The following is a 25,129-nucleotide window of genomic DNA, read 5'->3' as shown; positions in this document are numbered from 1 at the left end:
GCTGTAAAGCCCAGCAATCATGTTTATGCGACTTCTCGATGCTAGGCTTTACAGTCCAGCTTACTTTAAGAAAAGTGAGATGATGCTTTAGTTTACAGTAAAGATTTTTTTACAGTTGTTATCAGGAACGTTAGGATTTTTTACTCCATAAAATGCTCCTTTATCCAAATCTTCACAGACTTGGTCTGGGCTTAATTGATCTAAGCATTCTGCCAATGTTTGATTTTGGCAATTAGGAAAAATAGGATCAGGGGCACTTAGAGCATGGTATTGTTCATTATTCCATTCATGCAAAATACTTGTGTAGTATGTGGTAAAGTCTTTGATTCGCAATTCTGGGTCTAAGCTAAATATTTTTAGCGCTGAGTAGTTATGGTGATTGCGGCTGATACTTGGAGTGGCGTAATCATACAAATTAATTCCATTATCTAATCGAATTCTGCGGAATTCCTCCATATGGGTGTGAGAGCTAAGTAAAGTGATTTGCCCATATAGGTTACTGTACTTATTAAGAATTTTTATGAACTCTTGTTCATATTGTTCATACCAAATAGGCTCGCCTAGATAAGAGCGTCCAGGAGGTTCATGCATCGCAATAAGTAGTTGTTTTGCGCTGTGATTTTTTAATTGTTCTTCTAACCAGGCTAATTGAGTTCGTGCATCGGCATCTTGGTTTTTGTATTTAGAGAAAAATCCATGCCTTAACCAAGATACTTTAGTCCACTGAGTAGCATTTAAGGCTAATAGGATTACTTCTTTGTTATTAGGAATAACATAACTGGAATAGTAGCCATCGTGATACATATGGCTGTCATCAATGATTAATCCTTTACAATGAGCACAAGCACCATCCCAATCAGTGGCGTAGGTCAATGGGGAAATACCATTTGCTTCAAAAACTTGATAGTTACCTTGAAGAGAATCATTATTCCCTGGAATATAAAATATAGGTTTTTGGGCTGCGTCACTGCGATATAAGCTTTGAAAAACGGTTTTTTCATATTCTGCTTTCGCTGAAGCAAACAGCAGGGCATGGGCCGGGATATCACCTAAAAAAAGGATAAAATTTACCGAAGGGCTCAATTCCTTTATTTTATTTTCGGTAAGCTTAAGCAGCTCAGGTCCGGTATCTTTGCCGTCACCTAGTCCATTCTTATCACCGTAATGAATATCACTCACCGTTAAAAACTGTATTGACGCTGCAAAGGTTGGGCTCAGCAGAAAAAAGGTGAGGAGTACAATACGGATTATAAGGCTCAATTTTTTCTCCAAATAGAAGGTAAATTATGTCATTTTAATGTAGCCAGGATGAAGGCACTTGGTTATGCCCTCATAATTATACACCTAAGCATGCTCAAAAGGCTATTTTTGTTCTATGTGGATATTTATTAGGCGGATTCCTTAATTGTCCACACGCGTTCAGCTTGGTTGGTCGTATCCGTAGATTGTACCCACAGTAGAGTAGGTTTCGTTGCAGGATTAATCGCCAAGTTTTTGGAGGATAACATCACCGCAAAAGGATATTTTTGCACGACGGATTGCAGCGATCCCCAAACTTTATTGGCATCCGATTGATTATCGGTGACCACTAATTCATCGCCACGGTAGATAATATTCACTGCTTGCCCACGTAGGGCGGTGCGTATTGCTGATTCTAAGCGTCTCCATTTTGCTTGATGCACTTTTTGGCGTTCTATTTGGTTGGGGTTTAATTGAAAATTAACGGGTTTATGTGCTGTCACAAGCTGAGGCGCGTGATTTATTATGGGGCTAAGCTTGAGAAAATAAGTGCATAAAGCATCTAATACTGGGCGTCCAGGACCGGAAGCTTTTCCAGGCTGTCTATTAACATACATAGCAAAAGCTAAGGTATGGCCATTAGCCGTATATAAATAGCCAGATAGACTATTTATTCCAGTCATTGTGCCGGTTTTTGCTCGCACAAAACCTTGTTGCGTTGGTACACGGAATCGCTTTTGTAGCGTGCCATCACGGCCCGCAACGGGTAAAGCAGCAATGTACTCATAAGCAAGAGGGAAGCGTTGATATAAAAACGTTAATAATGAAATAGTTTGTTCAGGTGTAACCAAACTATAGCGAGATAATCCCGAGCCATCGGTAAATATAGAACGACTAAAATCAATTCCAGTTTGTGCTTGTAAAAAGCTTTTGATAAGAGGCTCGGCTTCTTTCCAGTTGACTGGAGCACCATTGAGTTTGGTCGCAGCATGTAAATATAAACTGTCAGCATATAAATTATCGGAGGGCTTGAGTGTATCTGCCATCAACTCCGATAAGGCTTTTGAACGTTGGTTAGCAATTAATAATGCTCCAGCAGGTGTTTTACCTAACTGAATATGGCCATTAAGTTGAATATTGACTTGGGTTAAATTATTTTGAATCATTCCTTGAGCATAAGCTAGAGGATTTTTTATGGCCATGCGCTGTTGCACTGCTCCTTGACCTACCCCTATGCAGCCACGGGCAGTTAGGTGGTTGTCTTGATCTAATGAAAAGCCAACGCCACAACCTTCCGCACTTGCCTTCGTCATTGCTTGATTATTAATGCTAATGGCAGCCCCATCATCGTTTGCCTCTACAATTGCTGGATCTCCAGCTTTCGCTCCTGGGTTTACCGTAACGGTTAAACGGTTTGCATCAATCACTACGGGAGCATTGGGAGCACCATAACTATAAGATAAATCCGTGCTCAACCATCCCGGAGGGTAAGTATCTACATTGGCTAAATTGCTATCAATATAAACGTTGCCCTGAATCGCGCGAATGTCCCAATTTTTTAAAGCGGAAAGTAATTCTTTTAAATCATCACGAGAGAAGGAAGGATCGCCACTGAGTTTTAGATAAATATCACCATGTAATACACCTTGCTGTACTTTTCCAGAGCTGATGCTTAATTGGTTGGTAAAATGATAATCTGGGCCAAGCACCATTAAGGCTGCAGCTTCAGAAAACAGTTTCATATTACTGGCAGGAATATAAAAACGGTCTGCATTACGGCGATATAAAGTTTCCCCAGACGTTAAATCAATAACGACTATGCCAAGATTGACATTAGGGTTTACTCGCTTAATTAATGAGTCTACGTCACTTTGTACACTGCCGCTTTGAGAGCCTGACGATAATGCCAGCAAACACAAGCCAGTTAGCATCCGTTTTATCAATGTTGGTTCCTTTTTCTAGGATAATTGTTTTTATTAGGGTTAGGGGTTGCTTTGGGAAGCAGATCCTAATCATATCGTAAGCCCAGTCGCTCCAAAAGCCCTGCAAGCGTGTCATTATTAAAAAATTTCACTTTAAGCCAGCCGCCATCGCCATTATCGTCGACTATTTCTACAGGAGCACCTACTTGCTCTGCCAAAATAGTTTGTAAGCGCTCAATGTCGCGGTCCTTTTTGTTATTCTTCAGTGGCGTTGAGTTTTGATTTTTTTGTTCTTTCACAGCCTGTTCTAGTTGACGAACAGACCACTGCTCCTGCACCGCTTGGTCAGCTAAATATTCTTGGTCGATTGGGCTTAAGCCAATCAAGGTGCGGGCATGTCCTAGCGATAGAACTCGCTCACGCAGATAATCCTTAACATAAGGAGTCAGACTTAATAGACGCAAGATATTGGCGATATGACTGCGTGATTTGCCCACTAACGTGGCGATTTCATCTTGAAGGTAGTTGAATTCATCCATCAAGCGCCGATAAGCACTGGCTTCTTCTATAAGGTTTAAATCTTCACGTTGAATGTTTTCTACTAAGGTAAGGGCGCAGGCTTGTTTGTCGTTGTAATTACCGACTAAACAGGGTACTTGTTGCATTCCCGCTATTTTCGCGGCACGCCAACGCCGTTCACCGGCAATAATTTCATAGCGCTCTTTGGCTATAGAACGTACTATAAGTGGTTCGATTAAGCCCTGAGAAGCAATGGATTGAGCTAGTTCTTTTAAGGCATCGGAATTGAAGTCTTGGCGAGGTTGATAGTGACCTGCTTGGATGTTTTCTATGGGTAAATAATGAAATTCACTGTGCATTTAATGCAACTGCATGAGTAATTTGTTCAATTGTTTCATATCTTGATGTGTGGAGGCAAGTGTAGGCACGAAACGTAGCCTTTATTAGGATGTGGGTTGGGCTGATGAACACAGCATTTTGGGAGTAGTGCGAGTTTGTTTTGCTGGGCTTTACAGCCCAGCCTACGATATGTATTTAAAGCAATCCGTAAATAATTGCAGAAATTGCAATCACGCCCATGATCATGGTGAACAGATTGCTGATTTTGTGGGTAGCGTATTTTTGCATTGCAGGTACTTTGGCAATAGCATACATCGGCATAACGAATAACAGTACGGCAATTACGGGTCCACCCAGTGTTTCAATGATTTTGAGTATGTTCGGATTAATGGTGGCAGTGATCCAACAAGTAATAACCATAAACACTTCAATAATCAGTTGCAGCTTATCTTTACCAATCGTTTTTCCATATGATTTTAATGAGTTAACAATAATGCTGCTTAAGCCTTCTTTAGCTCCTAGATAGTGCCCTAAAAAAGATTTGGAAATGGCGATAAAGGCAATAATTGGTGCGATGCATGCGATCAATGGGGTTTTAAAATGATTCGCAAGATAAGACAAAATAGAGATATTTTGTTGTTTCGCCTGCATTAAGTCTTGAGGAGAAAGACTAAATACACAACTGAACACAAAAAACATGACTGAAAAAACCATCATTAAATGGCTGTATTTCATTATCTTGGTGCAACGTTTATCCGCTTCAGCACCATGACGCTCTTTTTGATTGACCGCAAACGAAGAAATAATGGGGGAGTGATTAAAGGAAAATACCATGACGGGAATAACTAACCATAGGGTCATCAGGAGTCCATGCCCACCATTTGCATGTAAGGAATTACTATTTTGTAAAATGGCGTTATTCCAATTAGGAATTAAATATAAAGATAGAAATAGTAAAATAGTCGCGAAGGGGTAAACCATGAGCGACATTGATTTTACAATAAATTCTTGACCAAAACGGATGATTGCCATTAAGGCAAGAATGAGAATAATTGCTAAAAGAGCTCGAGGTGGCGCGGTGACGCCGACTTGATTCACCAGAAAACTCTCTACCGTGTTGGTAATTGCGACACTATACATTAACAAGATGGGGTAAATCGCAAAAAAATATAAGGCAGTTAGAATGCGGCCAGAAAAAGTACCAAAGTGTTCTTCAACTACATCAGTAATGTTGTTTTGCGCAGAGGAGCCAGATAAAACAAACCGGCATAAGGCGCGATGTGAGAAGTATGTCATTGGGAAGGCTAATATTGCCATAATAATTAAGGGTAAAATGCCATTTAAACCTGCGTCAATAGGTAGGAAAAGGGTTCCTGCTCCTACTGCAGTACCATAAAGACTCAGCATCCAAACTGTATCTTGTTTTTCCCAAATCGTTGCGTTTGGATTTGCTCCTGTTACTGGAACTGCTACAGATTCATTTATCGCCATACATCCTACCTTAAAATGGGATTTGTATTATTGGTGCTAATACAAAAAGCCCTAATTGTACATAATACTACCAATATATGCCTATTTTTTCAACATAGATGATATTTTTATGCTGGGATATTTCTTTAATACTACAGATTGGTTAGGGTTGTAAAGCATTGATAAAAATGTAACCGGGTTGGTGACAACCCGGTTATAAGGGTTTGTTAACCATCGTAGCAACTGTCCTGAATTTTAATTCAAGACAGTTGCTATGATCCTGAACTAATAATCTAGCTTGGTTCCGTAGAGTCTGTCTCCAGCATCCCCTAAGCCTGGCATAATGTATCCTTTCTCATTCAATTTCTCATCAATCGCGGCAGTGAAAATGGTGACGTCGGGATGTTCTTCATGGAACGTGGCTATGCCTTCGGGAGCAGCAAGTAGGCAGAGGTACTTAATGGATTTAGGTTCTCTTTCTTTAATTTCTTTAACCGCAGCGACGGCTGAGTTTCCAGTAGCGAGCATTGGATCGACAACAATTACATCACGATCGTGCATGTGCTCAGGTAATTTAATGTAATATTCAATGGCTTCTAATGTTTTGGGATCACGATATAAACCAATATGACCAATGCGAGCAGTTGGTACAAGCTGCAACATGCCGTCGACTAAACCATTTCCGGCACGTAAAATAGAAACAAACACCATTTTTTTACCTTTGAGGACAGGGGATTGCATTGTCGTCATGGGCGTTTCAATTTCGGCATATTCTACTTCCAGATCGCGAGTAATTTCGTAAGCCATTAACATACTCACTTCATGCATCAAGGTACGAAACTTTACGCAGCTGGTTTCTTTTTGGCGCATAATCGTTAATTTGTGTTGAATTAACGGATGATTTACTACCACAACTTCTTGATTTTGCATGATAACTCCTAAAATACAGTACCATCGCTAATAATTTGTAGCGGAGGGGTACCTTGATTACGTTTTTCCCTGGCAATACGCCGTCCTGCTTCCCAGGTACCTCCTTGCAAGATTTTTGCGAGTGGTAGCTCTTGAGTACTTTTTTGTAGGTTTTCTCTGATTAAATCAGCCAGCTCATCCAGTAATGCTACGGTTAGGGCTCGCCATTCCACTACGAGTTCAGAACTAGGATCATGAGCTTGTCGTAGGGCATTTTGATCTTTTACCTGAAGCAAACCAGTATCAATCAATAAGCCCCCATTACGATACTCGGGTAAGCCGGTTAATGTTTCAAGTTGTGTCACTTGAATTCCTGCCTGTTCTAAGGGTTCCATAAGTGAGTAGGTGAGCCATTGTGATAATTTATGGAATGGAACATATTCAGAACCTGGAGCCTGGTTTTTTAATGCACTATGTAGCCACACATCACCTAAGCCTACACCTTGATAGCTCAGTCGCGCAGGCCATATCGTATTAAAGGCGCCAAGTACTGCTTGAAAAATTTGTGCAGCTTCCAATTGGCCGTGTGTTGCCATAGAACTGACATAGGTATAGAAATCACCCAGACGTCCTGCTTGGCCAAAATATTCAGTATTTTCTTGTATCGCGTTACCTAGGCGGTTTAATAAAGCGACGCGACCTGAAACCCCCTCAAGAGGATTGTTGCTACTGACTTGAAAGCCCTGTTGTAGATCCTGTTCACTAAATTCGGCTAAGCGTTGAGCATCTACGCGGAATGGCTCCTGAGGATGAGCGCTAAAACCACCACTTTGATAAAGGTCCAGGCTGGCTATAGCCAGTCCTTCTGAACGTGAAAATTCTTTTCCAGAGGCTTGCTCTTTATAGCGCCAGGAAGGACCTGCTCCTGCATCCAGAAACACACTGATAATTACCAATTCATAAAGAACTTTACCTCGCTCTGCAGGACTAAGTGAGCTGAGCTGTTCTTGCATTTTTTGAATACGATCAATGCCTCCGGCTTCAAAATGACGCCAGCGACTGTGATAGGGGATATCTAAATTAGGGTATTGTTCTTGAATTACTTCAGTAACAAACGAAGCAGTAGCAGCCATTTGTTCTGGCTGCAAGCTAAAGTGATTGAGTTTGTTTTGTTTGGCAAGCTCTAAAATAGCATGAGCACGATTACGTATGGTACGCGGGTCACGAAGCATTGCTAATACTGGATCTTGTTTTTTTTGTTCCTTATTCATGAAGCTCACGTCCTTTTGTTTCTGCCAATTCGTTAATGTCAACGATACGCTCTGGTGAATAATAGCCGGCAGCACGTTTTGCGTTCATCTCTACTTGGGCATCAGGAGGGACCAATTCATCAGGGATGGTGACGCGCTCAAGAACTTCGATTCCCGACTTGATGAGGGCATCGTATTTCATATTGGACATCGAAACAAAGCGGTGGATTTTAGTAATACCCAGCCAGTGCAGCACATCAGACATCAGTTCTTGGAAACGCATGTCTTGCACTCCAGCAACGCACTCGGTACGCTCAAAGTATTTAGCGGCCGTGTCACCACCCTTTTGGCGTTTACGAGCGTTATATACTAAAAACTTAGTGACCTCTCCTAAGGCTCTACCTTCTTTGCGGTTATAAACAATAAGTCCTGCCCCACCTTTTTGCGCTGATTCAATACATAGCTCAATGCCGTGAGTTAAATAAGGTCTACAGGTACAAATGTCTGAACCAAAGACGTCAGAACCGTTACATTCATCGTGAATACGGCAGGTTAGTTCCACTTTAGGGTCATGGATAGTTGTCACATCACCAAAGAAATAGGCGGTAAGACCTCCAATCGGGGGTAAAAAGACATCAAGGTCGGTACGGGTTACTAACTCTGGAAACATACCCGCAGTTTGTTCGAATAGAGTGCGGCGTAGGGCGGATTCTGAAACTTGAAAACGCTCAGCAATTCCTGGTAAATACCAAACTGGTTCGATTGCTGCTTTAGTGACGGTTACATCGCCTGACTCTTTTAATATTTTTCCATCGGGTTTGAGCCGTCCTTTTTGCATGGCGGTATGCAATTCGGGGAGATTAATATGGGCTCTGGTCACGGCAATGGTTGGTCTGATGTCATAACCGGCCTGAATCTCTTCCGCAAATTCTGTGGCAACCATGTGCCCCCAGGGAGCTAATGAAATAATTTTTTGTGGATTACTCCATTGCGCATGTGGGCCAATAGTTACAGGTGGGGTTGTGTCAGTCAGATCGGGAACATGCTCTGGATCTAAAACACCAGCTGCCACGGCTAGGGCACGATACACTGAATAAGAACCAGAATGAGTGCCCACGGCATTACGATTACGAATATTAGTTAAAGAGGCAATAATTGGCCCACGCTCTTTAGCGGTGGGAGCACCCCATTTAATTTTTAGTGATGGTGCAGAGTGCACTGAGGGATGAGAGGAGAGGACTATGTGTCCCTTAGATTTTTTTTTATGATCGTCATGCGTCATGGTGTTAATCCTTTAAATATAATCGCCTATTTATTGGAACTTATCATAGCAGAACCATTGCGGAGGTAAAGGGTTAAGTTGTTGAGTTCATTTTGCCCACGATGTAATATTATTGCCGTTGATTGGCATCAATATAACTTCTCCTTTATCGCGTTATTTTGAATATCAGCCGCCGACCACTATGTTTATTTTATAATGCAAGGATTGTATTTACATGTTTGATAAGCAAAACAAAATTTCTAATACTACGGTGGTCAATAAATACGAATTATCTGCAAAAGACATCGAGGAAATTTTTCAAAATATAGATCGCGGTGATTTGGATTCGCTGACTCCGTTTACAATGACTTTCATTAGTTGTTCAGGCCCCAAAGATCCAAAATATAAGCTAACCTTGGCTCAATATGCGGCGATGAGAGGACATTGAGCGATGCGAAAGGTAATGTGCAACAAAACCCGGTTTGGTTAGCTGCCAAGTTTGGTTATTTAGATATTCTCCAATTACTGGATCTAAAAGGCTATAGTTTAGACTGTGTCGATGCGGATGGAGATACCGTGTTACACCTTGCGGCAATGAATGGTTTTTCTCACGTTGTTTTTTGGTTGTTGAATGAAAAACAATGTTCCTTCAATGCACTCAAGAATAAGGCCGGGTATACCCCGGCTACCTGTGCTGTAATAATGGGTAGGAATTATCTATTAAAAGAGCTATGGAACGCCGGAAAATTGGGCATTTCTGTTACTGAGTTAGCTCATTTATACAACGTTGGCAGGCACAGTCACGTAAGGGATTTTATTGAGTTGCTGGAGCAGTTTTCCAAGGATCAACCTTATGAGACTCACGATAAAAAATTACTTGAAAAAAAGGTAAGTGTGTCTTTCGAGCTTCGATGTATGTTAATCAGCTTCTTGCATCACTATGATGCTCAAATGTTAAGTTCGGATATTATTCAGCAATTATGCCTGTTATCAGAAAATAATGTAAAACGAGTTAGCATGCTAGTCGATAATTTGGCAAAACATAAGTTATTTAATATGCATTCATTGATAGCTGCACTGCAGCGAATACAATACAAAGCTGTTGCTCCTTCTGAAGTGAGCATTGCGACAAAGAGATCTCATACCCCATCAAAAACCCAGATTATATTAAATGATAACCATAGTTTTTGGTTTCGTAGTGACAATACGCTCTTTGCTCGAGGCGGGCAAGGAACCATTCAGCAGGCTTATTTATCGCCTAACGATGTGGAGCCTGCTTATTGTGTTAAGCAGATACACTCAGGTATTGTCGCCAATTTAAAAGAGGCTGCGCGACGTGAGGCCAAATGCCATAGGCTATTTTCAAGAACCAGTCTTTACTTTTCTGAAGGTGAGGCAGCCTTTGTTGTTTCTTCTTGGCAGCCAGGACAGGCATTAGGGCGTTTTTCTCGAGAGCAACTGAGCAGTTTGTCTTTTGACACACGTTTAAAATGTATTATTACTGCATTGAGCGATCTGAATCAGTTGCATTCTCGTTATCGCACTTATAATGATATTAAACCGTTGAATTTTATTCTTGATGTGCCGGGGCAAGCAATGAGATTAATTGATTTTGGTTCAGTGTTTAAGCAAGGCTCTACTAAAAAGACGATGTATACAGAACTTTATCGAGACCCAGTGCATCGAACAGGTTTTTTAAATGACACTTATGGCATGGGGCTCATTATTGCCGTGCTCTTTCCTGATTTATTTGCCGCAAATTTTGTTGCAGACTCATCGCAGATACTAGTTAATCTTCATTCAGCTTTACTTCAGCACAAGGCGATTATCAAGTTGGTACAGGCTTTAATAAATAAGGATATTGAGAAACGATGTACTATTGTGGATGCGCTAAATTACAGTGAAAGGCTGATGGAGAAATTATCAGCACTTGATGAGGCAAGTTTGGATGATATTGCTCTGTCTACGATTTATCGTACTAATACTCTGGTTGAGGATGTATTCCGTGATGCACGTATCAGCAGGGGTTAATTAGCGTTCCTGTTGTTTTATGTACGAGTTGTCTTGCTATTTTGTTCTCTTGCATGATGTAATTTGACTTTCAGTCGTGATTTTTGATTGCGACTTGATGAACATCAAGGATCATTTAATGCTCAAACACGATCGCCGGATAGTCTCACCTTTTTTAGTTTTTGTTGTGTTATTGCTCATGGTTTTAATGCAAACAACCACGGATCAATACGTTCCATCGCTACCTGCGATTACCAAAGCTTTTAATAGTAGTGAGGCAGCAATCCAAATGACGTTGTCGTTATTTATGCTGGGTCTAGGAATTTCTCATGTATTTTATGGGCCTTTATCTGATAAAATTGGCCGCAAACCACCATTAATGTTTGGGATTGGATTAAGTATTTTAGGTAGTTTATGCTGTTTTCTTGCTACGTCAGTTTGGATGTTGATTCTGGGGCGTTTTTTACAGGGGTTTGGAATTGGTTGTTGCAGTTCGGTCGGTCGCTCCTTAGTCCGCGATTTATTTACCGGAAAAACTTTGGCAAAAATTGGGTCTTATGTTGGGATTGTTAGTGTTTTTATTATCGTTGCCTCACCGATCTTAGGCGGATACATTCAAGAGCGATTTGGGTGGCGCGCTAATTTCTTATTTTTATTATGCTTTGGATTAGTAATTTGGGTGCTCGCGTTGTGGGCCCTGCCTGAAACGAATAAAAATCTTAATCCCGATGCGACAAAGTTGAGGGTAATGCGAGCAAATTTTTTTATTTTATTACGCTCTAAAGTATTTCTAGGCTATACCCTCTGTTCTTGTTTTGCTTGTGCGGGCATTGTGTCCTATCTAATCATTGCCCCTTTTTTCTTTCAGGATGTTTTAGGATATAGTCCTATGGAGTTTGGTCAATTAACCATTTTTATTGCTGCAGGTATTTGTTTTAGTGGCATTATTAATAGCCAATTAGTGATGCGTAAAGGTATCCCTTACATGGTCTTTATTGGGGCATTACTTATGATGGTCGGTGGGGCTTGTATGTTGGGATTAGCCTTTTTCGGTATCACGACGATCTGGAGCATTATACTTCCAGTTGCCATATTTTGTATGGGGGCCGGTTTTACTTTTATTAATGCCTTTGCGGGGGCGTTTAATCCTTTTCCACATATGGCGGGCACTGTAGCTGCATTGTATTCCAGCCTGCAAGATTTAACTGCTGCATTAACGAGTGGCATTATTGCTGCGGTTAAAGGTTATGGGCAGTGGTCATTGGCAGCAATCCTGTTGGTTTTGGGGGTAGGTTCTATTGCTGGCTGGGTTCTAGCTGCCTGGGAAAATAAATAACCTTGCGTTGATGTAACGCAACCTAATCATGGTTCATGTTCATCGTATTTACCCCTGTTTGTTTATTTTATAGACAAAATGCTGGTATAATTGACCTCCATTTTTAGGAGAGGTTCATGTTATCAAAAGCTCAGTTGCTTCAACTTATTGATGAATGCCAAAAGTTACCCCTTGTTTTTTCATCCTCTTTAATTGAAAAAGAAACATATTGGATGAGGTTAGAAACTAAAGCTGGCTTTGATTTTTTTAAGAATTTGGCTGAGCAATTTAATTTTGAAACGGATCTAGAAAAGCTCGAAGAGCGCATTAGAGGGTATTTAAGTGAGCGAGGAGCTTTATTAGGAGAAAACAGCAGTATTGCCTATTTGAACCATCCTTTTTTACCCATTAATCAGCTTTGTCTTAAAGTTGCAGAGGCCATTGCAAAGCCTGATGAATCGGTCTGGGCGATTTTAATGCCATCCGTTGAGCAATTATGCCGACCTTTGATGTTTTCATTTAAAGAAGATACAGAAGAGGATGGGCATTTTCCTCTTGAGTTTTATGCTTTAGATCAAACTCAGACGAAGTTAATTCCAGTAGCAGAAATTTTTAATAGTGCTGAGGTGAATACTAATGTACTTTTTCCTGATTTTCAGGAGCATTTAACAACGCTTCGCTACAAATTAGGGGGACATGATTTTTTGACTCTAGAACAAATAGGTGGGGAGGCTAGTTTTCGATACATGCGGGCGTTAAGAGAAAGCCATAACCGGCAATTTGATGATCAGAGCATTGGCTTTGCTATTAGAAAACTGATTCAGGACTTGAAACGGGGGGCCGTGGGTGATGCTGGAACAGAGCTTGTTGCGGATAATGAGGTACTCGCTACTCCCATTCATAATTTTTATACTCTATGGAGAGCCTTGCCTGAAAATATTAAAGCACAAGTAGCACCTTTGACGTTGCAGCATTATGGTTATGCTAATGCGTCTTTAGAATGCTATTTTTTAACCCTTTTTGCACGATGTTTAGGATGTGAGCTGACTGATGAGGAAGTACGTCTGCACGATGAAGCAGATATTTTTCCTTGTGCACAGCAAATTTCAGAGTCACTTGATGAATATTTAACCCAGCATAAAGAGTTGTATGCGATTCAGATTAATGGGCTGGATGAAGTTCAAGCGCTCCCCAATTTAAAGAGATTACGTGATGAAGCGTTAGAGGCTTTAACAATACGTGCTCAAAGTCTTGGGCAAGATGATAGTAAGTTGTGGAGTCAGGTGGTCGTATTAATGACATTTTCAGGTTATTCAGTACAGTCTCTTGCTCAACTAATCGCTCCAGAAGTTCAGCAGATGGATGATTTACTGCCGTTAATACTTATAAATCCCAAATTATTTGCGGCCGTGGTGAGCTGTATCCATACGCGATTAGGTCAGCTTGATTTTGATGTGCAAGAAATACATGAGGTGTTACGTTACTTTTCTGCAGAAAATCAGCAAATTATTATCCAGGCTCGTTCTGAGGAGCTTAATAAACTTATCCGTGAAAACATGGAATACTATTTTGCGATTTACAATGCATTAAGGCCAACCTTGCAGGCTAATTTTGATCAATCCTACTTAAATTGTTTGGGTGATGGAGTCCAATCTGCTGAGCAAAGTCTATTGGTGATGACTTTGTTAAATGCGAATCAGCTTGCAGCTCTGTTTACTTATTTACAACCCAGACTCCATGAACTATTTAAGGGCTTTGATTTTGCGCAGCTCTTTACATATCGAATTAAAGGACATCAACAATTGATAATTGATGGTCTTTTTGAACAATTAAGTCACTGGTTTAATCCTCATACCTATGTAAGGTGGGAGCAACATTGGGATACGACGAGCAAACTTTATTTTCTTAAGCGGTATTGCGAGCATAGCCAAGTCCTCTTATCTTTTGGTGGGCTGCTAAAATTTTTGCAGCAATGGAAAGATAAATTTTTAATGCATCAGGCTATCCTCGAGCATTGCAAAGGCTCCCTAACAATGTGGGTCAGGGATAGCGAGCATTTACTTATGTTATTTGAACACTTAGATGATAGGAGTGAAATTTTAGGTGGATTTGCTCATTTAATTAATCATAAAGAATTATTTTGTCAGTGGTTTGAGCTTCTTCCCTTTACATCTAGACGACAAGCTCTTTCTGCGGTTAATTTCAGTGTATTTATTGGCTCATTTATGGAATTCCAAGATATAGCTTCTAATTTAAACAAAGAAGAGAAGTCACTAGTGCTAAACCAACTGGATGGCATTTCATTTGTGGATTCTTCTGATGAATTAATGCAATCGAAAATGCAAAAAATTTCATCTCTTATAAAGGAGTTGGAGGAATATACTTATGAATGCTGTAACGAACAGCATCTAGAGGCTATTAATAATTTATTAAAAAAACTTCGTAATCCCCAGACATCATTAGCTGAACTTATAGAATGTTTTCAACGAGAAGGAACAAAAATCCGTTCTGGATACAGCGCAGTTCATTCTTTTTCTTTCTATTCTTCGCCAAGCAGCCGTTTCCATTTAATATTGAAGCAAGCGGAGCAAGAGTTACAAGAATTCCTCGAGCTTTTGGCGGTGTTTGCTCCTGAGTATGCAGTCGAGCAATCAAAAAAACCAGAATTACCAGAAAACATAAGTTTATTTATTGAGCGATTGAAGAGCTATTGTTTGGAACATGAATTTATCGCCAAACGGGTTGATGATTTGATTGAGCAATTGAGTAGCGATCCCGGTAGATCTTCAGATGAACTCATAACGCTATTTGAGAGCATTAAGGAGGGTATTGTGTCGAGAACAAAAACGATTGGATTAATACCTGGTTTTGTTGAGTCCAGTGCAAAAAATAATAGTCTCTATCTATTATTGAATCAATTTATAAAAGAAATTAAGGCGTCATCTCCCAATCAAAATACAGAAGAGCGAAAATTAAACTCGTTCCTTTAATAGGTTGGTGCCTGGTTAAGGCGCGATAATTTGAGTCTCTGTAAGTTATATAAGCATTCACACTTCGATGCCAGGTCAGGGATTAATACAACGGTAAACATAAAGCTCATGCTCATTATGTTTGAGTGCATAGGTTCGTGTAGGTATTCTTTCGCATTGAGTAAAATGTTGCGCTAAACACGCACTACGGTCATAAATATCAATATATAAGGCCTCCTTTAAGGTTTTGTCGCTAATTTTTTTATTAATCGCGGCACTCCATTCAGCATATTGATTTTGTTGTGTGTCGCAACCTAAGGTATAAACCGGGGGATTATTTTTAAGGAAAAATAACATGCGGGCGGCAAACCAACCTGAAGTCAAAACAGGACTAGTTAGTTGAGGATAATCCTCGTTGAATTGTTGGATTAGGTGATAAGGAATAAGCTTTTTCGCTTTAACGATAGGATAAGTATGCGTATTATCGATAACAATAAAAAAGCTTATTAGGGCATAGACTCCAATCAACGCACTGGCTAATTTACGATAGGGAAAAATTTCAAAACAATATCCTAGCAATAAGGCGCTGCTGATTAGGTACGGTGCTAGCCAATATTCGCGAATTTCTGCTTTACTTGCTGTGTATAAATAAAAACACAGAAAGGTAATGCTTACAATCCGACATAATTTTACGATTAACTCATTATTAGCATCCAATTTTTTTGTTCCCCATAAAAATGGAAGAAGAAGCATCACATTTAAACAAGGAAGAAATTGGGTGAGGAAGGTTTTGCCTGCATTAACGAATGGATTAACCTCTGTTTTGAGCTGATGGGTGGTGAGTTGATAAATAAACGATTGCCATTGGTTTTGGTAATTCCAAATAATGACGGGACTAAATATAGCGATGGATAGTAATAAGGCTAAGTAAAAGTGTTTGTTTTTAAAAATCGAGCGATAGGGGCTGGAAATTAAGAAGATGAGTAGGGAAAAGATTAATACGATGCCTGAATATTTTGAAAGCATCATTAAGCCGGCGCTAGCTCCTATCAGATAGAGTTCTTTATGGTTGTTTGTTTTTAAGAATTTTACCGTGTAATAAAGGGTTAGGGCCCAAAATAAGGTTAGTGGAGTGTCATAGGTAGTTTGTTTTAATATATCCAGTGTGACTAGTGGGGAAAATAGCCAAGATAGTGTGGCAATATAGCTGGCCTCTTTTGATAAGAAAAAACGCGCAGTTTTATAGATAATCCAGCTGGTCAGTGCGGTAATCGCAATGCCTACGAGGCTCAATGCAAAAAGTGTCTGGCCGAAAGCTAAGGTGGATAGTTTGATGAGATAGGCGATCATCGGGGAGCCATCGTAATAAGATAAGGCGAGATGGCGACTCCATTCCCAATAATAATAGGTATCAAATGATAATAAATTGATAGGGGCCAATCCTAATAGCACCACAAAGTAGAGTGCAATAAGAAGCCAGGTAGCATGTTTATCGGTCATGGAATTAGCTGCCGCCTCTAATTATTAAGTGCAAGCTTGTCTCCCCAGATATGGCGAGAATATGTGAAATAATTTAAAAGGGACATTAAACCAATACCAACCCCCATAATTATATTTTCTTGCAGTGCTCCATCACCAAAACAGAGGACGCCTAAGCGTAGCCAATAGCTTTGTAGGTAAATGATACTAATCGAATAAATTGAAAAAAGGGCTAGCCGTTGCATTTTTAGTGCACGCGAAACGGAGTAGCGTGCGCGAAAAGTAATTTTATTATTCAAAATAAAGTTATTAATAATGGCTGCAAATACGGCAAGCTGTGAGGCACTAAATGGTGAAAGATGTAGGTAATTACGCAATAGATTATAAATTCCAAATTGCACAACCATGCCCATAGATCCCACTAGACACATTTTTAAATAGCGCCTGAGTTCGTAATAGCGAAGGGTAAATACAACCCGTAAAGAGTCAGAAATGCTATTTTTAGGTAGTTTACTGTCTCCTAAATCCCTATCAATAAATTCAATGGGAAACTCGCGGATTTGCGCTTTATTTTTGTGAAGTAACCATAGTAACTGTAATTTATAAGCATAATGATTGGTTAAAAATCGTTGCGGAAGGATTTTTAATAAGTGCTGACGGCGTGTTGCACGAAAGCCGCTAGTAAAATCTTTATATTTAGGCGTAAGTACTACTCTGGCAATGTAGTTACCTAAAACGGAAAATAATTTACGATGAAAAGCCCAGTCTTTAGGAATACTTCCACCTGGGACATAGCGACTGCCCACAACACAATCGCAGTGTTCTAATTGTTCTAAAATAGGGCCAATATACTTAGGTTGGTGAGATAAATCAGCATCAAATTCGAAGACAATATCTGCATTCATTTCATTGAGTGCATAGTTCATCGCTTGCAAGTAAGCAGAGCCTAGTCCTGATTTGGCTGATTCGGAACATAAATGCAATCTTGGGTAGCGCGTTTGTAGTGACTGAACAATGATTTGGGTGTTATCAGTAGAGGCGCTATCAAATATTAATATGTGTAGCTCATAATTAGGAATAGAACTGGTTGCCGCAAAGACTTGTTCTATGGTGGTTTCAATGACCGAGGCTTCGTTGTATGTCGGAATAATGACAACCACTTTTTCCTTGGTTAAAAACGCATCCATGTGCGCATCAAGAGCATCAGATTTATTTGCATCGAGAGTCAATTTTATATCCGACAGAGGGCTATTTTCGCTAGAGTGTACCAATTAATTTTTGGAAAAAAAAGGGATGTATTTATTCAGGAGGAAGGGGCCTCATTATTACACTGATCTGCAGGTTGGCCCGTGGTCCAACATCGAGTTCTCGTTTGATAGAGGTATTGGTGGGCCAGGGGGCCAATCTACAATGGCTACAGTTTTGTACCCAGCGTTAAGGACACCGATTCAATCGCGTTTTTTGCTTGTTCTCTGAAATATTGCAAATAAGGCTGGGTTGAATGGAAATCAAATGCTTCTTTGGATTCAAAGCATTCGGTCATCGTGAATATACTTGAATTTTCCACATTTTGATGCAGATTGTAGCTGATGCATCCAGGCTCTGCTCGAGTTGGCTCCAGCAGGGTTAATAGTGCTTTATATAGCTCCTCTTCCCTGCCTGGTTTGGAGATAAATTGTGCGATGCACAGGATATTGGCCATTGTTCGTTCCTTAGTTGCATGCTTAATAGAAATCTCATTTTCGGAGATTTCTATTAAGCATGCAATAATTGCTAAAATTTACTTTGAATTGAAACCGCTTTTTCACATAAATTGCGTAAGGCGAGGGCTATTTGTTTCGCTTCATTGCCATTCAAATGATATTCCTCTTGTAATTTTATTGGATCAGCAAAGCTTAGCCAAACTTCGCCATTTTGATCCTCGGTAACCATGATCCTTAACGGCAGATCTAGAGCGATGGCCGGATTTTCTTGCATTAAGGCAGTTCCTTTCGCGGGATTTCCTATAATAAGAACCTCGGTAGGTAATAAGGATTGATTGACTTTACGGGCTTCGGCACTGTGATCGATATGGGCAAAAACTTTACCCCCTTGTTTGGTTACTATAGAGCTTAATCGCTCAATAGTCTGTTGTACTGAATAGGGACTTTGTAATGTTTCTGCCTTTAAACCACCATTCATTGCCGCTAAGTTAATGTCAAAGGCTGCAGCAATTTTACGGGCTAAAATATCTAGATCCGCTAAGTTTTCTTTATTGGCTAAAAGTGTCACGCAGACTAATTCATTTGCTGCGGTAAAACGGCTCAAAAAAGCGGAAAACCCGGAAATATTTCCCTTAATGTGCATCAGTCCAGGGTGGCCTGGAAACGACCAACCTGCATTTCCAGAAATTTTTTGTTGATTATCTAACAGAGGGCTTTGATATAAGAAGTTTCTATTTTCAACATTTTTAATGAGAATGCCACCCGCAAGACCAATATCCCAAATGCTAATATCTTCGGCAGATGCGAGGATGCCGCTATTGGCAAAAGAAGAGCTCCAGGTTACTTCGCGAGCGGTTGCATTGTCCGCTGAATATCCAATGGCATGTTCTGTAGGATCAACAAAAATTGGATTTTTTAAAAATTCGCTATGTTTAAATGGGTTTGTACCATTGCCCATTTCATTTTCCACAGATGATAAGCTATTGATAAAAACGGTTCGTTGTAAACCCATACGTTCTATTTGATTTTTAGTCACATGAGCTTCATAACTCATACCACTGGCTTGTTCTACAATGAGTCCGAGTAGATAAAAATTAGAGGCACTAGTTTGGGTTTCAGTTCCTGATGGGAATAATAACGCCTGTTCTTTAATAAAGTTAATAATCTCTGCAGCAGGGTATTGCTGGTGGTAAGAAAAGCCTTCGCAGACGGTGTAATCAGGTATTCCGGAACTGTGTGTTAGTAAATGGCGAATACTGGTTTTTTCCCATGCTTGTGGTACCGAGGATGGTAGATAACCTATTATGGAATCATCCAAGTGTAATTTTCCGTCTTCTTGGAGCTGCATAATCGCTACTGCCGTAAATGCAGTAGTTATTTGTCCAATATTAAACAGAGTACGGGTTGAAACCAAGCGTTTAGATTGGGTATCTGCTAATCCATAGCCAACGACCCGCGTAATATATGGAGCCTGCACAATGGCAAGGGACATTCCAGGAATCGCATGTTGTTCCATGTATTCAATGATGAGATCATCTACAGATTTTCCTTGATAAACTGTGCGAAAATCCCCACGACTGCTTCCTTGACTAACCATTGTTTTCTCCTTCTGATAATGCATTATTTTTCTGTGGTTCAGACAAACTGAATATTGGTGTGATATGTGCCGGTTTCTTTCCCACATCAAATGCTAGGGGGATGTAGGGAAGATTTAATACAAAGAGCGAGGCCATAAAAAATAAGGCAATGGCAATATTGCCTGATTGAATCCAGGTTCTTTCTCGCTCAGCAGAAACAAAGACACTTAGTGCATACAGGAGGCCATAGAAAAAGACGGCCAGTAAGCAAATAATTCCATTGATATCCATATATGCATTCTTACGATAAATTTCTAGCAGCATCATTAGAATTAAGAACAATAAAATTACTCGGTAAATTTTGAGTAGCCATTTTAACCATATAGGAGCTGCGGTTTCTTTTTCTACATCTCCGTCCTGGTAGTAGGCATTAAAAAATAAAATACCTATAAATACGAGCGTGATGAGAATGGGCAAAGGGTTAATGTAATCGGGTAAGGTTTGAGCGGCAGCAGGGCCTATTTGATAGAGAATAAAATAGACGATACTGGTTAATGCGAAGAAGGGTAAGAGGTAATACATCATGCGTAGCAATAAAAAACGTAAGTTGTAAATAATATTTATATTCTGTTGACCAACCCCTAAACCAATAAAGAATAAGGTAGAGTTTAAAATTAAAGTAAAATGGATGTCATTGGAATATAAGTTCCATAAATATTCATAACCTAAGGTAGAAAAGAGTAGGGCGGCTAGTAAAACAAGTAAATTAGCCAGACTGGTAAATAGTCCGGCGATACATAAGAGAATGAACATGTTCCATACGGCAGCGAATAACGTAGAGTAGTTTATTTTCCAAGTATTATCATGATGGATGGCATAATGAAAGGAGAACCCAATATAAACATATACTGGGAACGCCCAGGCAAATATAAGTAGATGCTCAGTCAAGTCATCTCCTGTTTTACCGAGGAAACAGAAAGACAGAATCAGCGCCCCAATGACACTGGTGACGAGTAAGCGCAGACGATGAGTTTCATTATAAGCTAGGGTATAGAGCAGTGCGAAAATGGTTGAGAAGGTAATAATGTAGATGCACGAAAATAAAATCGAGAATCCATTATTGATTGATGAGCTAGCCCATGCTGACTCGTGTAGGCGGTACGCGTAATCCAATGAAAATCCAAGGAGTAGGCCGATTAGGGCAAAAATATAGATTCCTTTTTTAGTGGTCATTATTTATTTTCCTTAGAGATTCTTCTATATAATAATAGTTGATTTCTAGGTGATTTTTGGATTAATTTGGGACACTTGGCTTTTGTTTTGTTCTTTATTCGGATAGAATAAAAATTTTAAGCTGGTTGGAATTCAGAGGGGCTATGCAAAGTAAAGAAGAGCGTGGCAAACAGTGGCTAGGTACTAAAGCAGACACTGAGTCTGGGCAAGCAAAATTACAAACCGCCCTGTTAATGGATAATTACGTTCAATCAGTTAATAATTTGGGGGCGATTAAAGAGGCGTTCGCAAATAGCTTCAACTCCGAGTTATTTCTTCGTTTGGATATTTACGATGCTCGGGAGCGAGGCGCCGTATTATTTGCTAAATTGACTGTTGATGAAGCCCTAGAGCAACTACAGCCTGCTGGAAATGAAGATTTATGTAATGCACTACAGGATTTAAGTGACATTACTGGGCATCTTTTTAATACTAAAATACCCTTAACAGAAGATGTGAGGAAATTACTGCAGATAGTAAACACTATCTTGGATTTAGATGACTCCGTATTTACAGATAAAGCACTGACGGCAAATTTACTCTTTACCCTGTATCTTATCCTTAATTTGGGAGAGCCCACCCTGCAATCGTTGAGAGGCTGGACTTTAAAAATGGTATCTTGGGTTATTCCTATAACCGAGATACGCGAAAATATTGATAAGTTACTGCAAAAGGCAGAAGCAAAGGCTGCGATTCTTGTGCCTAAACCAGATGGAGAAGAAGAGTTGAATGTTGTTGAGCTTGCTCAATTGAGTCTCAATCAACATTGTCTCTCATTGCTTACCGCAGAACCTCTTAATAAGCAGGCCAGAAACGTTGACGAGCTTGAGGTTTACAAGAGGCTGGCGGTAGTTGAAGAAACAATGGGCCAGGCTTCTGCCGGTCTTTTGCGTTTAATGACATTACGAAGCAGTAACCAGGAGCTTAGATTAAGAATTAAATCACTAAAAGCCTTTCTTAAGGTGGTAATCGAAAATGAGCGTTGTGTTTCTGGGCGTATGTATTTTTTAGATTTGATTGGTAAAAACGCAGCGGCCTACCAGATCTTGTTGGACACCTTGTCAGAGGAGCAAAAAACTGATTTCGAGACGAAGGTAAAGCAATTGACCACCGCCACCGAGGAAAAAAATCTGTCGCAGCAAATGTCCTATGGTCTTAGCTGGCTCGTTGTGCCGGTAACGCATGGTTATCGCTACCTTCCATACAAAATACAAGATGCGGCTTTAAAGTGGATGCCATCTACTTGGGATAGTGAATGCAAAGAGGCGTTAAAACAAGTGTTAATGGATACCATTACCGGGCTCAATGGTATTATTCAAATCCAACAAGAAGAAATTACCCTTATTAATAATAAGATATTCCAGCAGGATGATGATTTAAAACGTCTGGTTTTAAGCGAATCCGATGGGGGGCTTCTGCAGTTACAGCACACGGTGATGCTCGCAGAACATGCGGTGCATGTATATCGTAGTTTATTGCGTTCTGTGAAAGAGAATCAAGATTTTCTTCATAAATATCAAGCGGATGCAGAAATCTTGGAGCAGTTTCTCCAGGTGCATAATAACTTTTGGGTTAAGCTTTCCAACTTTTTCGCACAAATTTGCTGGTTATTTAAAAGCGATGCTGCACGAATGGTAGATACTGTCACTCAATGTAAATACAAGCTTGATAAGTTAAATGCCAAATATCAGGAAGCTGTCGATAGTTCTCTTAAGAAAATTGAACAAGATGAAAATGTTGATGTGAGTATCAAAAAGCAGTTAAAAAAACAGTTTGATGTGGAGATGGAGAGCAGACGGGTTGAACCGCACTATCGTGCAGTTGGCGAGCGTTCCACTCGTTTATTGGTCAAAAATTTGGAGCGTTTATTTGCTACTAATCCTCAACCGATGCAACTAGTTTTGGATATAGATGAAGATATTGAAAACGTGTCTATTGAAATGCCTAGTTTCTAATTGGCTAAAAAAGTGCTTGTTTTATCTTTTCTTTTTGTTTAAAATTTGCCCAATAATAAATGATGATAAGGAAAATTCGTATGTTTACTTTGTTTAGCCAAGAGAGCAGCTTTGATAAAACGATGCAGATTTTAAATGCTGGAGCTCTTACTTTAGCTGCAGTTCAAATGATAATGGACCCAAGCACTTCATTCCGTTTTGGTTTTGATCTTGCTACTCACGGTTTAACAATACTGGCATTTAAAAATAAAGATAATTTCTGGGGGCGCTTAGCTACCTCTGGAGCGAATTGTGCTAGATTAGGTGCTATTTATGCTGATGCGACTAGCCAAGGAGTATTTGGGGTTGCTGAAGTCGCTGATGTGGTATTACATAGCGTCAATCTAGTAGGTGCTCTTGCATCAGGTTCTTATGAGCAGGCACATGAAGAAACCCCTCGCCCTAGTCTTAGATAATTTGCAAATCAAACCTTAGAGCTAGGCCTTCACTGCCAATTGTACCCTGATTTGTTGGGCTCCGGCCCACATCGAGTTTAGTTTAGCTCAATATTGCTTGAGCCAATTTACTCATTCTATCTCACATCCAAATTCATTTCCTGAATCTAACTTTTCCACCATCACTCCGTTAAATTTGAGCTATATTAAACAGTACAGGACTTAATAATAATAATAAAAGGACATGTCATGAGCGCCCTTCTGCTATTGGCTTTAGCCGTGTCATCCTATTTGCCGCCATTACCAGTACAGTTTATTGAGCAGCAGCAAAAACAGGTGAATGAGGATATTCGCTTTATTCGTGGATTAGTGCCTGTTTGTTCCGCAGGCCATGCCAGTGTTCAAGCGATTAATGATTTGGATTTCATGCTTCATAATGAAGCACCTCATTTAAATCAACAAGTTATTAATAAAGTATTAATGACTTTAAAATGCGCAAATGACTATAATGTGGATCACAACCATATTCTCACTATTATTGATTATTCAATGCCTTCAAATGAAAAGCGCTTGTGGGTTTTTGATTTAAAGGATAGGAAATTATTATTTCACACCTATGTGTCTCATGGTATTAAATCAGGTGCCTTAGTTTCCAATTATTTTTCCAATCAATACAATAGCAAAGCCAGCAGTATCGGGGTCTATCAAACACTACAGTCCTATTATGGACGTGATGGACTGTCATTGCGTCTGGATGGTTTAGACCGTAGTTTTAATGACAATGCGTCAAATCGCTCTGTGGTGATGCACTCAGGCTGGTATGTTGAAGAGAGCTTTATTAAAAAATACGGGCGCCCAGGCCGTAGTTGGGGATGTCCAGCCTTACCTTTAGAAAACTCTAAAGCTATTATTAATACGATTAAAGATAAATCTTTATTGGTAATTTATTACCCCAGCGATAACTGGTTTAGCAAATCAAGATTTTTAAATTGTGATAAAGATATAGCATCTCATCTTACCAACCAAATGACTTTGAGTATGCCTGCTACGGCCCCTGACGATCAGCGTGAGGCGATTCTATTTGTTAGTAGTGGTTATCGAGGTAAACCGGCTGAAACTAACCCTGTAGCGGTGATTTCTGCTGATGTTTATCAGCGTATATTTCACACTACTGCACCCCTAAAACGCATGTTAAGGCGGCAAATCAATAATGCGGAATATATAGCTTTAAGTACTTCTGAGCTGAATTATTTAGCAAATAATCATGCCGCTGATCTAAGTTCAATTTACTTTGTGATTCCCACGATGAAAGAAGTCCGTGGTGGTTATTTTGAAACGCAAATGCAGATGGTTAATTTAGGCAAGATCAAAGAAGTTAAGCCAAACGGCACTCAGGGAACTAGTTTTACTATTTCTTTTGAAGGAAGACCAACAATTAGTTTAAATGCTTCTAATCAATTTATACGCTGGGTTGGATTGTAATTATTTGTGTGGACTGGCTGCTGC

Annotated in this window: 19 protein-coding genes; 7 read left to right on the top strand and 12 right to left on the bottom strand. The window is 39.9% G+C overall.

The genetic code is table 11. From position 1 onward, the window contains the following. Positions 1–87: 87 nt before the first annotated feature. The 7 genes from J2N86_RS12305 to J2N86_RS12275 all read right to left on the bottom strand — a co-directional run bounded on the left by J2N86_RS12305 (position 88) and on the right by J2N86_RS12275 (position 8,930). Positions 88–1,260, bottom strand: coding sequence for a metallophosphoesterase (locus tag J2N86_RS12305; protein ID WP_252579755.1), 1,173 nt, complete (start codon positions 1,258–1,260; stop codon positions 88–90). Positions 1,261–1,388: 128 nt separating this feature from the next. Next, the gene (gene dacB, locus J2N86_RS12300; RefSeq protein ID WP_252582453.1) at positions 1,389–3,179 is read right to left on the bottom strand and encodes a D-alanyl-D-alanine carboxypeptidase/D-alanyl-D-alanine endopeptidase; all 1,791 of its coding nucleotides are present in this window, start codon (positions 3,177–3,179) and stop codon (positions 1,389–1,391) included. Between the two features lie 68 nt (positions 3,180–3,247). After that, a complete protein-coding gene (locus tag J2N86_RS12295; protein ID WP_252579754.1) occupies positions 3,248–4,039 on the bottom strand; it encodes a ParB/RepB/Spo0J family partition protein in 792 nt (263 codons plus the stop codon). 175 nt (positions 4,040–4,214) lie between these two features. Continuing rightward, a complete protein-coding gene (locus tag J2N86_RS12290; RefSeq protein WP_252579753.1) occupies positions 4,215–5,510 on the bottom strand; it encodes a serine/threonine transporter in 1,296 nt (431 codons plus the stop codon). A gap of 264 nt (positions 5,511–5,774) precedes the next feature. Further along, on the bottom strand, positions 5,775–6,419 hold the full coding sequence (upp, locus tag J2N86_RS12285; protein WP_252579752.1) for a uracil phosphoribosyltransferase: 645 nt from the start codon (positions 6,417–6,419) through the stop codon (positions 5,775–5,777). Between the two features lie 8 nt (positions 6,420–6,427). Further along, positions 6,428–7,669, bottom strand: coding sequence for a URC4/urg3 family protein (locus J2N86_RS12280; RefSeq protein ID WP_252579751.1), 1,242 nt, complete (start codon positions 7,667–7,669; stop codon positions 6,428–6,430). Continuing rightward, a complete protein-coding gene (locus J2N86_RS12275; protein ID WP_252579750.1) occupies positions 7,662–8,930 on the bottom strand; it encodes a GTP cyclohydrolase II in 1,269 nt (422 codons plus the stop codon). Before J2N86_RS12275 ends, J2N86_RS12280 begins: the two co-directional genes overlap by 8 nt. A 214-nt stretch (positions 8,931–9,144) precedes the next feature. On the opposite strand from J2N86_RS12275, the gene J2N86_RS12270 reads away from it, so the two are divergent. The 4 genes from J2N86_RS12270 to J2N86_RS12255 all read left to right on the top strand — a co-directional run bounded on the left by J2N86_RS12270 (position 9,145) and on the right by J2N86_RS12255 (position 15,224). Next, a complete protein-coding gene (locus J2N86_RS12270; protein WP_252579749.1) occupies positions 9,145–9,357 on the top strand; it encodes a hypothetical protein in 213 nt (70 codons plus the stop codon). Further along, a complete protein-coding gene (locus J2N86_RS12265; RefSeq protein WP_252579748.1) occupies positions 9,354–10,940 on the top strand; it encodes an ankyrin repeat domain-containing protein in 1,587 nt (528 codons plus the stop codon). Before J2N86_RS12270 ends, J2N86_RS12265 begins: the two co-directional genes overlap by 4 nt. 118 nt (positions 10,941–11,058) lie before the next feature. Beyond that, positions 11,059–12,255 carry a multidrug effflux MFS transporter gene (locus tag J2N86_RS12260; RefSeq protein ID WP_252579747.1) on the top strand — a complete coding sequence of 399 codons (1,197 nt, stop codon included), beginning with the start codon at positions 11,059–11,061 and terminating at the stop codon, positions 12,253–12,255. A 116-nt stretch (positions 12,256–12,371) separates the two neighbouring features. Then, positions 12,372–15,224 (top strand): hypothetical protein, encoded by a 2,853-nt coding sequence (locus J2N86_RS12255; RefSeq protein ID WP_252579746.1) that lies wholly within the window; start codon positions 12,372–12,374, stop codon positions 15,222–15,224. Between the two features lie 75 nt (positions 15,225–15,299). On the opposite strand, the gene J2N86_RS12250 is transcribed toward J2N86_RS12255, so the two are convergent. The 5 genes from J2N86_RS12250 to J2N86_RS12230 form a co-directional block, all read right to left on the bottom strand. Continuing rightward, positions 15,300–16,703 carry a glycosyltransferase family 39 protein gene (locus tag J2N86_RS12250; RefSeq protein WP_252579745.1) on the bottom strand — a complete coding sequence of 468 codons (1,404 nt, stop codon included), beginning with the start codon at positions 16,701–16,703 and terminating at the stop codon, positions 15,300–15,302. Positions 16,704–16,720: 17 nt separating this feature from the next. After that, entirely contained in the window at positions 16,721–17,911 is a 1,191-nt protein-coding gene (locus J2N86_RS12245; RefSeq protein WP_407658959.1) for a glycosyltransferase family 2 protein, read from the bottom strand. Positions 17,912–18,096: 185 nt separating this feature from the next. Then, positions 18,097–18,384: a putative quinol monooxygenase gene (locus J2N86_RS12240; RefSeq protein ID WP_252579744.1), complete on the bottom strand. Its 288-nt coding sequence runs from the start codon at positions 18,382–18,384 to the stop codon at positions 18,097–18,099. Between the two features lie 71 nt (positions 18,385–18,455). Continuing rightward, positions 18,456–19,982 (bottom strand): serine hydrolase, encoded by a 1,527-nt coding sequence (locus J2N86_RS12235; protein ID WP_252579743.1) that lies wholly within the window; start codon positions 19,980–19,982, stop codon positions 18,456–18,458. Next, positions 19,975–21,195 carry a hypothetical protein gene (locus J2N86_RS12230; protein WP_252579742.1) on the bottom strand — a complete coding sequence of 407 codons (1,221 nt, stop codon included), beginning with the start codon at positions 21,193–21,195 and terminating at the stop codon, positions 19,975–19,977. Before J2N86_RS12230 ends, J2N86_RS12235 begins: the two co-directional genes overlap by 8 nt. A 143-nt stretch (positions 21,196–21,338) precedes the next feature. Here J2N86_RS12230 and J2N86_RS12225 point away from each other — a divergent pair, with 143 nt between their 5' ends. The 3 genes from J2N86_RS12225 to J2N86_RS12215 all read left to right on the top strand — a co-directional run bounded on the left by J2N86_RS12225 (position 21,339) and on the right by J2N86_RS12215 (position 25,105). Further along, a complete protein-coding gene (locus tag J2N86_RS12225) occupies positions 21,339–23,189 on the top strand; it encodes a hypothetical protein (RefSeq protein WP_252579741.1) in 1,851 nt (616 codons plus the stop codon). Between the two features lie 80 nt (positions 23,190–23,269). Continuing rightward, on the top strand, positions 23,270–23,644 hold the full coding sequence (locus tag J2N86_RS12220) for a hypothetical protein (RefSeq protein WP_252579740.1): 375 nt from the start codon (positions 23,270–23,272) through the stop codon (positions 23,642–23,644). 228 nt (positions 23,645–23,872) lie between these two features. Then, the gene (locus tag J2N86_RS12215) at positions 23,873–25,105 is read left to right on the top strand and encodes a murein L,D-transpeptidase catalytic domain family protein (RefSeq protein ID WP_252579739.1); all 1,233 of its coding nucleotides are present in this window, start codon (positions 23,873–23,875) and stop codon (positions 25,103–25,105) included. The last annotated feature ends 24 nt before the right edge of the window (positions 25,106–25,129 follow it).

Origin of the sequence: Legionella lytica (assembly GCF_023921225.1) — a bacterium.
GTDB classification, from domain to species: Bacteria; Pseudomonadota; Gammaproteobacteria; order Legionellales; family Legionellaceae; genus Legionella; species Legionella lytica.
This window is presented reverse-complemented; position numbering and strand designations above follow the sequence as displayed.

Excerpts from the sequence above, each read along its gene's own strand:
- J2N86_RS12250 (WP_252579745.1), bottom strand. The coding sequence starts at position 16,703 with ATGACCGATAAACATGCTACCTGGCTTCTTATTGCACTCTACTTTGTG.
- J2N86_RS12255 (WP_252579746.1), top strand. The coding sequence starts at position 12,372 with ATGTTATCAAAAGCTCAGTTGCTTCAACTTATTGATGAATGCCAAAAG.
- J2N86_RS12275 (WP_252579750.1), bottom strand. The coding sequence starts at position 8,930 with ATGACGCATGACGATCATAAAAAAAAATCTAAGGGACACATAGTCCTC.
- J2N86_RS12290 (WP_252579753.1), bottom strand. The coding sequence starts at position 5,510 with ATGGCGATAAATGAATCTGTAGCAGTTCCAGTAACAGGAGCAAATCCA.
- J2N86_RS12215 (WP_252579739.1), top strand. The coding sequence starts at position 23,873 with ATGAGCGCCCTTCTGCTATTGGCTTTAGCCGTGTCATCCTATTTGCCG.
- J2N86_RS12225 (WP_252579741.1), top strand. The coding sequence starts at position 21,339 with ATGCAAAGTAAAGAAGAGCGTGGCAAACAGTGGCTAGGTACTAAAGCA.
- J2N86_RS12260 (WP_252579747.1), top strand. The coding sequence starts at position 11,059 with ATGCTCAAACACGATCGCCGGATAGTCTCACCTTTTTTAGTTTTTGTT.
- J2N86_RS12280 (WP_252579751.1), bottom strand. The coding sequence starts at position 7,669 with ATGAATAAGGAACAAAAAAAACAAGATCCAGTATTAGCAATGCTTCGT.
- J2N86_RS12220 (WP_252579740.1), top strand. The coding sequence starts at position 23,270 with ATGTTTACTTTGTTTAGCCAAGAGAGCAGCTTTGATAAAACGATGCAG.
- upp (WP_252579752.1), bottom strand. The coding sequence starts at position 6,419 with ATGCAAAATCAAGAAGTTGTGGTAGTAAATCATCCGTTAATTCAACAC.
- J2N86_RS12270 (WP_252579749.1), top strand. The coding sequence starts at position 9,145 with ATGTTTGATAAGCAAAACAAAATTTCTAATACTACGGTGGTCAATAAA.
- J2N86_RS12240 (WP_252579744.1), bottom strand. The coding sequence starts at position 18,384 with ATGGCCAATATCCTGTGCATCGCACAATTTATCTCCAAACCAGGCAGG.
- J2N86_RS12230 (WP_252579742.1), bottom strand. The coding sequence starts at position 21,195 with ATGACCACTAAAAAAGGAATCTATATTTTTGCCCTAATCGGCCTACTC.
- J2N86_RS12295 (WP_252579754.1), bottom strand. The coding sequence starts at position 4,039 with ATGCACAGTGAATTTCATTATTTACCCATAGAAAACATCCAAGCAGGT.
- J2N86_RS12235 (WP_252579743.1), bottom strand. The coding sequence starts at position 19,982 with ATGGTTAGTCAAGGAAGCAGTCGTGGGGATTTTCGCACAGTTTATCAA.